The 7,700-nt window shown below is 57.3% G+C and carries 3 protein-coding genes and 1 pseudogene; all 4 read right to left on the reverse strand.

All coding sequences use genetic code 11. The annotated features are described in order from the left end of the window. Positions 1-91 precede the first annotated feature (91 nt). Positions 92-1,363, reverse strand: a pseudogene (locus tag ABD104_RS29915) (ATP-dependent nuclease); the annotation flags it as partial. 54 nt (positions 1,364-1,417) lie between these two features. Beyond that, on the reverse strand, positions 1,418-4,423 hold the full coding sequence (locus ABD104_RS29920; protein WP_343928860.1) for a type III restriction-modification system endonuclease: 3,006 nt from the start codon (positions 4,421-4,423) through the stop codon (positions 1,418-1,420). Positions 4,424-4,537: 114 nt separating this feature from the next. Next, positions 4,538-5,653, reverse strand: a complete 1,116-nt coding sequence (locus tag ABD104_RS29925; protein ID WP_054910550.1) for a Fic family protein — start codon at positions 5,651-5,653, stop codon at positions 4,538-4,540. 8 nt (positions 5,654-5,661) lie between these two features. Next, on the reverse strand, positions 5,662-7,656 hold the full coding sequence (locus ABD104_RS29930) for a site-specific DNA-methyltransferase (protein WP_343928861.1): 1,995 nt from the start codon (positions 7,654-7,656) through the stop codon (positions 5,662-5,664). Positions 7,657-7,700 lie beyond the last annotated feature (44 nt).

Raw genomic sequence — 7,700 nt, forward strand, 5'->3', positions numbered from 1 at the left:
CGGCACGCTCACGGACTTCAGGCGAAAATTTGTTGTTCTTGCTCATGGCTCCATTTTCTCAAAGGTTGGAGCCTCCTCAAAACTCGGTGCGATTCACTGTTCCATGTAGCCTGGCCTTCACATCCTCAACCGTGGCAAAGTGAACCGTCACCACCGGAATTTCGTCAGTTGATCTGGTCAGCCGTCTGACTTGATGGAAATGTCGTGCCTCCAAGAAGTAGGGGCTATGCGTGGCATAGGTTACCTGGATGCGCTTGCCAGTATCTTCGGCGAGCGACCTAAGCACCTTCGCAAAGGTCTGCGCCTGGATCGGATGCTGGAAAAGCTCCGGTTCCTCGATGGCCAAACAGATGACACCCTCAGCGGAGGCCGCGCCCGATTGCGCCAAGAGCTGCAGAGCCGAGATCAGCAGCGTGCGTTGAAAACCGTGCCCTTGTCGCTCTACAGCTGTTTCAGTGGTGCCATCGAGCACGGCTACATCAAAGGTTGTGCGGGGAGCCTTGAGCTCCACTTCTGCCGGAGAAACCGTGATTGCCCGGCCTGGCGCATAGGTTGTGACGACCTCATTGAGCTGCGTTGTGATGGTCCCGAGTTGCTCCTTGAACTTCTCTTCATAAACCTGTTGCTGCTTTGCCCGTGACTCGGCAACGATTTCCGCGATCGCCTCATCAGCAGCAGTTCGATCAATCGAGCGCTCAAGGATTCGCCCAATGATGCTTGCCTTGCCATCGATCGACTCCTCACTTGCCCGAAGGTCGGCCGTCACCAAAACGAAGTCGAAGAGCCCACTCATCTTGCCGCCGCTGTTGAACCCAAAGAAATTGGTTTGCAAAGCTTCGGGGGCATCGAGAAGTTGATCCGTATGAGCCGCCTCCCAAGTTGTCATCGCCTGCTCCACGGCCGGGCCGGTATTCGCAGCAGGAAGATCAAGCTCCGGGCGCTCGCGCCGGAGAGTGGCGTACAGATCTTTCTTCGCAGTCACACCGCCTGCCGCCTTGATAGCATTGAAAGCTGGGAATCCCTTTGCATTGGCGGAGAGCACATCGGCGCCGTCAGGGGATCGGCGCTTCCATGCAGTGAACGTGACTACTCCTTCAGGTGCGTACTTGCCGAGTGCCTCGCGATCCTTTTCGGTGAGGTCTGCGAAGGTGACCTGAACCTCGATGTCTTCGTCCGTCGCCCCAAAAGAGCAATCCTTTTCTGTCAGCGAGCCGGGCTTGCCATTGAAGAACCAGTCAAGCGCACGAAGCACCGTTGATTTGCCGGCACCGTTCGGCCCGATGAAAGTCGTGACGGAATCGAACGGAATCGTTACGTCTTTCAACGTGCGAAAGTTTCGGATGCGAACGGATTGGATCTTCATTTCGGGCCTCTGCTCCTTGTGGTTTATGTATCTCGCTGTGAACGACGGCAGAACCTACCCCTTTGCCGCCTCGGTCAAAAGATCGTCAACCGAGCGCGCAACCACATACCGGGCGGGGTTCTCACCAACCCCCAGCGCAGTGAAATGTGCCTTGCCGCATTCGATCTTGGCGCTTTCCTTGTCGCGCAGGTCGTCGGTGAACAGGCTGCTCTTGGTTTCCACCACAAAGTACAGGCGCTGGCTACCATCCTCTTCCACCAGCACGGCCCAGTCGGGGTTGTAGGTGCCCAGTGGCGTGGGCACCTTGAACCAGCCTGGCAGCTTGGCGTAGAGCTTGATGGCTTCGTTTTTCTCCAGCCCATCGGCGAAGTCCCGCTCGGTGGTCGAGTCGTACACCACGTGCTCGTAGATCGACTTCTGGGTATCCAGCAGCATGTTCTTGAGATAGCCGGTGAGCTCTTCCTTCTCAAACAGCTCCTGCGCATAGACATGCTGGTCGCCCAATTTCTGGTACTTGATGCCATCGACCAGGGCCAAGCGCTTGCAGCGGTTGATGGTCTCGGCGGCCAGCTCAATGAATTGCTGCGGGTTGCGCTTGAAGTCGTCCAGGCGGCCGCTTCCGGTCAAAACGCTGACGATGGTGCGCCGAGTGAGCTGGGTACGATCTTGCAGGTCGGTCAACAAGTCCGGCAGCTCGATGTCCGTCTCGTCCAGCACCACGGTCGCCGCGCCTGCCTTCTCCGTCGCGGCGACGCCCGCCTTGCCGATGGCGATATCGGCCTTGCGCCATTGCAGCCGGGCCTTGGCAATCGCCGGGGCTTTCTGCAAAGCAGCGATGCAGTCAGTCACCAGCTTGGCGTTGTCGAACTGCACGCGGTAAGTGGTCTGGTGCTTGATGCGATCCCATAGCGCCTTGAACTCGTCGCTCAGGTAAATGGCCTTGCCATCGCTCCCCTTGCGCAGCGGAACCTGTCTGCGTTCGTCGGCATTCTTGATGTCCAGACGGCCCGATACCTTGCGCAGCACCTCGGCAATCTGGCCCTTCTGTGCCTCAAATTCGGCAGGCAGTGCCAAGGTGCCGTTCTTCAGCGCCGTTTTCAGTGAATCTTGCACCTTGCCCTTGGCATCAATATGACCGGCGGCCTTCAGGTGTTCCCACAGCGCTTTCGATTGCTCGATACCCAGCGGAGCGGCATGCCCATCAGCGCCTGTCACGGCAATGGCGGCAAACTGGTGTTGCTCCACGATGCCGAAGCGGATGCCTGTGTCTTTCTCGATTTCCTTTTGCAGATTTTCGGCAAACTGTTCGTAGTTTTCCGTGGCCACCACAGTCAAGGTGTTGACCTCGAAGCCGCGCACCCGCTCGCCGTCCTGATTGACACACAGGCGCAGCCCACGGCCAATGGTCTGGCGGCGCTCGCGTTCGGTCTGAATGTCACGCAAGGTGCAAATCTGGAACACGTTGGGGTTGTCCCAGCCTTCCTTGAGCGCGGAGTGAGAGAAGATGAACTTCAGCGGCGTGCCGAAGGACAGCAGCTTTTCCTTCTCCTTCATGATCAGGTTGTAGGCGCGCTCGGCATTCTCCCGGTTGCCCGCATTGTTCTCGGCGGTGTCAGTCCAACCACCTTTCTTGTCGATGGAGAAATAGCCGTTGTGCACGTCCTCGGCGGCAAACGCCAGGTCGATCTCGGCGAACAAGCTCTGATAGGCCGGCAGCTTGGCGGCGCGACGATACTCTTCCTCGAATATCTGCGCATACACGCCCTTGACCGGCTGGCCGTCTGCGTCGTACTGGCGGTATTTGTCCACCGCGTCGATGAAGAACAGGCTCAACACCTTGATCCCTAGCGGGCGCAGGTGCTTTTCCTTGTCCAGGTGCTCCTTGATCGTGCGGCGGATCATCTCGCGTTGTACGGCCAGCGCATCCACATCGCCGTGGGCTTGGCCCGGCTGCAAAAACACTTCGCCGCCGGGGTAGCGCAGCTCCATGAACTCTTCGCCCTTGGCTGTGTTGATCTCGCCCACCCGAAAATCGGCGTAGATCGCGCGGCCATCGGCGCTCTGCTGGAGGTCGTCGCCATCGCTGACCGTCACTTCAACCCGCTGAACGCCGGTGCCGGTCTGTTTATCCAGCTCGACCTTGGCGCTAATGCGGCCACGCTTGTTTTCCACCTTTACCAGGCGCACGAAAGGCTTGTTGTGCGCGTCCTCTACCGTGGCCGACGCCACCTCGATCTGCTTGACCAGCTTGCGCTCGTAGGCATCCACGGCATCCAGGCGGAACACCATGTGGTGTTTGTCCACATGGGTGGCGGAGTAGCGCAGCGTGCAGAGCGGGTTCATCGCATCCAGCGCTTCCTTGCCACGGCCTTCCAGGCCGCCGTCCACGCTTTGCGGTTCATCCACGATGATGATCGGCCGGGTTGCCTTGATCAGGTCAATGGGCTTCTCGCCACCGGTCTTCTCGCTCTCCTTGTAGAGGTTGTTCACATCCTTCTTGTTGATGGCGCCCACCGTCACCACCATGATCTGGATGTTGGAACTGGTGGCAAAGTTGCGCACCGGCCCCGGCTTGGCCGAGTCGTACAGGAAGAAATCGAAGGGCACGCCCGCGTAGAGCCCCTTGAAGTGCTCCTCGGTGATTTGCAGGGTTTTGTAGACGCCTTCCTTGATCGCCACCGATGGCACCACGATCACGAACTTGCTGAAGCCGTAGCGCTTGTTCAGCTCGAAAATCGTGCGCAGGTACACATAGGTCTTGCCGGTGCCGGTTTCCATCTCCACCGTGAAATCGCCCGAGGTCAGCGAGCCGGAGGGCGGCAGGCCACCGCGCAACTGGATGTCTGACAGGTTCTTGAGCAGTTCATCGTCCAGCAGGGTCAAGCGGTTGCCCATGCCAAGGTCAGACTGCGCCACATCCAGCGACATCTGCGCCTCGTCGGGCAGCCTCATGGTCACCGTGAATTCGGTGCGGCACTGCTCCTGGCCGCGGAACAGGTCGCAGACCGCCTCGATGGCCTGAAGCTGGTAGTCGAGATCGGGTTCAAAATGCAGCTTCATGGGCCATCCTGGTCGTTGTGGAGTCCGCAAACGACACAAACACGTTTGCGGAGCGCAAAAATACAATCAGACTCCACAAACATCTTTGTGGAGTCCAGCCGCTACACAAGCCCGTCATAGAACCTCCCGGCCTTCGGCAAGGTTGATCAGGCGGGGAAAGCACAGGGTGGCGGCACGGCGACCACTGCCGGGCTGCAGCTCGCGCAAAATGCCGGCATCGCGCAACTGCCGCAGCAACGCGGGGGCGGTCTTGTCGTGAATGCCATAGTCCGCCGCCAGCTGCTGCGCCAGATCCGAGGTGCGGAAAATGGGCTTGCTGAAAATGGCGTCCAGCAAGTGCACCGAGTATTGGGAACGGGTGGTTTCCTGAATGGCCGTCTTCATCTCGTCGTAGAGCGTCTTGATGGCTTCCACCCGGCGAATGTTCTGGCTGGCCTGTTCAATGATGGCGCGCAGGAAAAAGACAATCCAGCCATCCCAATCGCACTCGGCGGAGATCGCCTTGAGCCGTTGGTAATACTCGTCCCGGTGATTTTCCAGATACTCGGACAGGTAGAACATCGGCTGCGACAGCGCCCGCTTCTGGTAGAGAAACAGCGGGATCAGGATGCGGCCAATACGGCCATTGCCGTCCTTGAACGGGTGCAGCAACTCGAACTGCGCATGAACCACCGCCACCTGCAGCAAAAAGTCCACGTCATCGCCATCCAGATACAGCTCCCATGCTTGCAGATAGTCAGGCAGCTGTAACGGGTTGGGCGGCACGAACGTTGCCTGCTCCATGCTGCAGCCCTGGCGACCGATCCAGTTCTGGTCGAGGCGAAATTCGCCGGGCGTCTTGTCCTGGCCGCGCACGCTGTTCATCAGAATGCGGTGCAGCTCGCGCACAAAACCAAGGCGGATCGGGTACACCTCCAGATACTCCCGCGCCTTGAACAAGGCGTGGCGGTAATTGGAAATTTCCTGGATGTCCTTGTACTTCTCTCCCTCTTTGAGCAAGCCCGCCTCCTGCTCCAGCACCTCGTCCACCGTCGCCTGTGTGCCTTCGATTTTGGACGACAGCACCGCTTCCTGCGTGGTCAGCGGCGAGAGCATCACCGCCGGATTGGGGATGCCCGCCAACAAGCCGTCATAGCGGGCCAGTGCGGCATTGGCCTGGCCCACCAAGGGCAGCAACAGGCGGTAATTCAGTTCGCTCAGGGGTAGTGCATCGGGCACATAGGGCTGCATGGCGGGCCTCACAGACTGCGCACGGTGGCGATGCCGTGCTGCTGCAGAATCGCCGCCATATTGGACTTGGCCACGTCGTCGGCAAAGGCGCTGTCGCGGAACACGCATGTGGTGTCACCGGCGGGGGCCAGCTCCTTGTGCCAGGCGATGATGCCTTGGGCGAGTGGCTCCACCTGCTCACGGGTGATCTTTTCGGCCAGGCAAGCCAGCAGCACGCCGCCGCCCACGGCATGCACATCAAGCCCTTCGATTTTGCGCTTTTCGATAGGCACGCACAGGTCGAGGCCTAGTTTGAGCAACAGCTCATAGAGCAAATCAGCCTCGCTGCGGCCTTCAAGTAGGTGGTCCTGATGATCGAGCAGCGTGGCTTCCAGATCCTCCGGTTTCGGATTCCAGGCGCGGATATTGGAGGTGTCGAGCTTGAAGACGCGGAAGCCGACGTCGCCCTTCCGATCAGGATCGTCAGCCGAAACCTTGTCACCGGCGCGGCGCAGGCGTTCTTTAGTCAGCTCAGTGATGAATGGTGGCCTACCCAACTGATCACAAAGCTCGGCTGCATTCTTTTGCTCGATGTCGCCTTTATCCAAAAGCTCAGGCAACTGCACAAGGAGAGATCTCCGATGACGAGAATCCTCGGAGTTCAGTTGCATCACGGCATGGGCAGTTGTTCCGCTACCGGCAAAAAAATCGACTATGAGATCGTCATCCGAGCTGCTAGCCCACTTGATTAGCTGCTTAATCAACCGAACAGGCTTCTTGCCGTTCGCGTAAGGAATCTCACCTTCCTTAGCAACGTTACCCATGTCCTGATGAAAGCCTTTCCATAGGTCCCCCCTAATTACGGTTCTTCCAAATCTCGGCTTGTAATCATCCGACATTCTGTAATTTAAGGAGAGAGGCATGAGGGCTTGCAGCGATCCATTTTCTAACGTAGTCAGATAGTAGGTCCTATGATCCGCCTCGAACTCAATCCATTTCCCAACTTCAGTTGACTGACCATTGGCCGACACAGGAGGGCGATCAATACGAGCAATACTTTTTGCATTGATCTCGATAAAATCCTTGACCGCTTCCGAGAGCATCATCAACTTCGACAGATTTTTAATACTAAACCCACCTCGCTCAATAAATCCGTATTGCTCAATCTCGGCTTTGACATAGGGATCTGCCAGCATCGCGTCAGATAATGACCCTATTTCTCCATTTTCACTTAACCACGCAGAGTAATGCGTGTCGTAGCTATCTATCCCATCCAATAGCGGCGTGCGTGAAGTCTTATCAAAATCTACACCCTTTCGATAAATGTGGATAAATTCCACATTTTTTACAATCGTTCCTTGCTGCGCATTAACCGTCTTCGGACCAGATGTTGTCGACATCTCGACAGCAATTGAGTCAACGAAATTTTCCTCCCCGAAAACATCAGAAAGGACAAGCTTCAGATTTGCAGCTTCACTATCGTCAATGGATACAAATATAACCCCATCATCCCGAAGTAGACTTCGGGCTAATTTCAAACGCGGATAAATCATATTCAGCCAGTCAGTATGAAACCGCCCGCTGGCCTCGGTATTGCTACTGATCTTCTGCCCGCCTTCGATTTGCCCGGTCAATTCCAGATAATTCTTGATGTTGTCCTGAAAATTGTCTGGGTACACAAAATCCTTGCCGGTGTTGTACGGCGGGTCGATGTAGATCAGTTTGACCTTGCCGGCATAGCTCTTTTGCAGCAGCTTGAGCACTTCAAGGTTGTCGCCCTCGATCATCAGGTTCTGGGTGGTTTCCCAGTCCACGCTGTCTTCCGGGCAGGGGCGCAGCGTGCCCGTGCTGGGCGTGAGCGCCAGTTGGCGGGCGCGGCGCTTGCCGTGCCAGTTAAGGCCGTACTTCTCGTCGGCATCGGTGACGGTGGCATCGCCCACCAGCGCCTTGAGCACGTCCACATTCACGGCCATGAATCGCACCGAGTTTTGAGGAGGCTCCAACCTTTGAGAAAATGGAGCCATGAGCAAGAACAACAAATTTTCGCCTGAAGTCCGTGAGCGTGCCG

The organism is Pigmentiphaga daeguensis, from assembly GCF_039523035.1.
GTDB lineage: Bacteria > Pseudomonadota > Gammaproteobacteria > Burkholderiales > Burkholderiaceae_B > Pigmentiphaga > Pigmentiphaga daeguensis.

Excerpts from the sequence above, each read along its gene's own strand:
- ABD104_RS29920 (WP_343928860.1), bottom strand. The coding sequence starts at position 4,423 with ATGAAGCTGCATTTTGAACCCGATCTCGACTACCAGCTTCAGGCCATC.
- ABD104_RS29925 (WP_054910550.1), bottom strand. The coding sequence starts at position 5,653 with ATGCAGCCCTATGTGCCCGATGCACTACCCCTGAGCGAACTGAATTAC.
- ABD104_RS29930 (WP_343928861.1), bottom strand. The coding sequence starts at position 7,656 with ATGGCTCCATTTTCTCAAAGGTTGGAGCCTCCTCAAAACTCGGTGCGA.